We start from the raw sequence: 3,465 nt of genomic DNA on the forward strand, positions 1-3,465 counted from the left end.
CACGAGCCCGCCACCACCCACATCTCCCCCGGTCCAATAACACTCATACCCAACCCGACGCTCTCCCGACCTCCCACCGGGACGGCGGCCGGCCGCTGCTCGGCCCGGACGACGACACCTCGGTCGGCCGGCTGGTCCGGGACCGGCTCGGCGACCAGGTGGTGGACCGGCTGGTCGACCCGATGCTCGGCGGCGTCTACGCCGGCCGGGCCGACGACCTCTCCCTGGTCACCACCATGCCGGCCCTCGCCCGGGCGGCCCGGAGCGAGCACACCCTGGTCGGCGCGGTCCGCGCCGCGCAGGCCGCCGCCCCCCGGGCGCCCGGCGCGCCGGTCTTCGGCACCCTGGCCGGTGGCCTCAGCACCCTGGTCGAGGCGGCGGCGGAGGCGAGTGGTGCGACGCTGCGCCGGGACGCCGCGGTCCGCGAGCTGCACCGCGCCCCGACCGGCTGGCGGCTCACCGTCGGCCCGACCCGCGAGCCGGAGCACGTCGAGGTCGACGCCGTGGTGCTGGCCGTGCCGGCCCGCCCGGCGGCCCGGCTGCTCGCCGGCGTGGCGCCCGAGGTGGCCGACACCGTCGGCGGGCTGGACTACGCCAGCGTCGCCCTGATCACCATGGCCCTGCCCGAGCCGGAGCTGCCGGAACTGTCCGGTTTCCTGGTGCCGGCCACCGAGGGGCTGCTGATCAAGGCGTCCACCTTCTTCACCACCAAGTGGGGCCACCTGCGCCGTCCCGACGGGCTGGCCCTGGTCCGCGCCTCGGTCGGCCGGTACGGCGACGAGACGTCGCTCCAGCTCACCGACGACGACCTGGTCGCCACCGTGCACCGGGAGCTGTCGAAGGTGCTGGGCGTGCCGCTGCCCACCCCGGTGGCCCGGCACGTGCAGCGCTGGGGCGGGGCCCTGCCGCAGTACACCCCCGGGCACCTCGCCCGGGTGACGGCGGTGCGGGCGGGCCTGCACGCCACCCACCCCACGCTGGCCCTGGCCGGGGCCGGTTACGACGGCGTGGGCATCCCGGTCTGCGTCCGCTCCGGCGAGACGGCGGCCGAAGAGATCATCACAGCACTGGGAGGATCGGCAGCATGACGGAGCAGACCAACGCGGCGCGGCTGCGGGAGCTCAACGAGACCATCCGCTACACCATGTGGTCGGTGTACCGGGCCACCAGCCCCCTCCCGTCGCTGCGCGAGAACGTCGTCGACGAGGTCGAGTCCCTCTTCGAGGAGCTGGCCGGCAAGGACGTCACCATCCGGGGCACGTACGACGTCGCCGGGCTGCGCGCCGACGCCGACCTGATGATCTGGTGGCACTCCTCCTCCAGCGACGCCCTGCAGGACGCCTACCTGCGGTTCCGCCGGACCACGCTGGGGCGGGCGCTCACCCCGGTCTGGTCGCAGATGGCGCTGCACCGGCCGGCCGAGTTCAACAAGAGCCACATCCCGGCCTTCCTGGCCGGCGAGGAGGCGCGCGCCTACCTCTGCGTTTACCCGTTCGTCCGCTCGTACGAGTGGTACCTGCTGCCCGACGCCGAGCGGCGCGAGATGCTCGCCGAGCACGGCCGGATGGCCCGGGACTACCCGGACGTGCGGGCCAACACGGTGGCCTCGTTCGCCCTCGGCGACTACGAGTGGATGCTCGCCTTCGAGGCCGACGAGCTGCACCGGATCGTCGACCTGATGCGGGACCTGCGGGCCGCCCGGGCCCGCCGGCACGTCCGCGAGGAGGTCCCCTTCTACACCGGTCGCCGCCGCTCGGTCGCCGACATCGTCACCTGCCTGGTCTGAACCCGCCGGCACCCGTGGAACGGGCCCCGGAGCTTGTCTGCTCCGGGGCCCGTCGCCGTCCATGTGGGTTACTTGATGTAGCCGAACCCGTCCGCGGTGACCCGGGGCCGGCCGCTGGTGCCGGCCACCACGATCTTGATGGTGTGCACGCCGCTGGTGCTCCACCGCTTCGTCCAGACCGCCTGCCGGTACGTGGTGCTGCTCGCCTTCAGGTCCACCGTCGCCACCTTCACCCCGTCCAGGTAGACGTACACCTGGCCGGAGGTCGACGACCGGGCGGCGATGAACGACACCGACCGGCCGGTGAAGGACAGCTTCATGGTGGCGCCCTTGGCGGTGCTGGTGAGCGCCTTGCCGCCCAGGTGGGCGGAGTTGTACGTCGTCGACCACGTGCCGGTGCGGCTGGTCGAGGAGTCCGGGAACAGGATCGGCGTGCGGCTGTTCGAGGCGGTGGCCGAGTTGCCGGCCCAGTCCAGCGCCTTCATCGACCAGGTCGTCGCGACGCCCGGCTTCGCCAGGACCGCGGCACTGGTGACGGTCGGCCCGTAGGTGATCGCGTTCGGCGCGGTCAGGTACGTGGCCCGCAGCGCGGCGTTGTCGGCCGCCCGCCAGGAGAGCTGGACGGGGACCGAGGTGCTGTTGACCGTCCCGGTGCGCAGACCGAGGTCCGGCTTGCCGGGGAAGGTCGGTGCGGTCGGGTCGCCGACGACCGTCTGGGCGGCGGTGGTGGCGGTACGCCCGAGCCGGTGCACGGCCCGGATCTGCACGGTGTGCGCCCCGGCCGGGACCGTCACCGCGGCCGACCGGGCGGTGCCCGCCGCGGTGGCGACGGCGACCCCGTCCAGCAGCACCTCGAACTTCGCGACCAGCGCGCTCGGCGTCCCGACCGACCAGGACACGGTGGACGCGCCCTTGGTGTACCAGGTGGTGCCCGACTTGCCGCCGGTGACCCCGGTGAGCGCCAGCCCGGTGATCGTCGCCGCCTTGCGACGGATGCCGGCGAGCTGGCCGTAGAGCGCGTCGCCCGGGCATTCCGTGGCGACCGCGTCCCGGTGCCCGGAGACCCGGTTGAACGTCACGGACTGGCCGAGGTCGTACTTGCCGTCGACCCCGGAGACCAGGGTGACCGTGCCGGCGGGGTCGTTGCCGTACTGGCCGAGCCGGTATGCCGCGACGTGCGCGACGGCGTCCTGCACCACCGTGGGGACGCCGGAGCTGATGTAGGTGCCGAGCACGGCGATCGCCGCCGTGTCGGTGTTGAAGCCGTACGTGTGCGCGCCGGTCACCGGCTTGTCGATGCCGCCCTTGCGGCCCTCGAAGACCACCCCGCACTTGTCGACGAGGAAGTTGTAGCCGATGTCGTTCCAGCCGTTGCTCTTGACGTGGTAGACCTCGATGCCCCGGACGATGGCCGCCGAGTCGGCGCAGCTGTAGCTGTTGCTGCCCGCGGTGTGGTGCACGAAGAACGCCTTCACCGTGGTCCCGTACGTCGGTGGGTCCGTGACGATCGACTCGTCGGCCTGCCAACCGGCGCGGGTGACCACCTTCGGGGTGGGGACCGGGTTCGGGGCGGCGGTGGGGGAACTCGCGGTGGGCGCCGGCGCGGTGGTGGTCGGGGCGGGCGCGGTGGTGTGGTGCGGGGGGCCGGTGGGGGTGGGGGGCGGGGGGGGGGGTGTGGG

Annotated in this window: 3 protein-coding genes; 2 read left to right on the top strand and 1 reads right to left on the bottom strand. The window is 73.6% G+C overall.

The genetic code is table 11. The features are described from left to right. Nucleotides 1-1,088 (top strand): protoporphyrinogen oxidase (hemG, locus tag ACWEVO_RS32845; RefSeq protein ID WP_452311325.1); only part of this gene is annotated, 1,088 nt, incomplete at its 5' end. Next, nucleotides 1,085-1,786 (top strand): hydrogen peroxide-dependent heme synthase, encoded by a 702-nt coding sequence (gene hemQ, locus ACWEVO_RS32850; RefSeq protein WP_452311326.1) that lies wholly within the window; start codon nt 1,085-1,087, stop codon nt 1,784-1,786. The genes hemG and hemQ, both read left to right, overlap by 4 nt. 68 nt (nt 1,787-1,854) lie before the next feature. Here hemQ and ACWEVO_RS32855 read toward each other — a convergent pair. Continuing rightward, on the bottom strand, nt 1,855-3,465 hold a 1,611-nt coding region (locus ACWEVO_RS32855), incomplete at its 5' end, for a peptidoglycan recognition protein family protein (RefSeq protein WP_452311327.1).

This window comes from Micromonospora sp. NPDC003776, assembly GCF_053605645.1.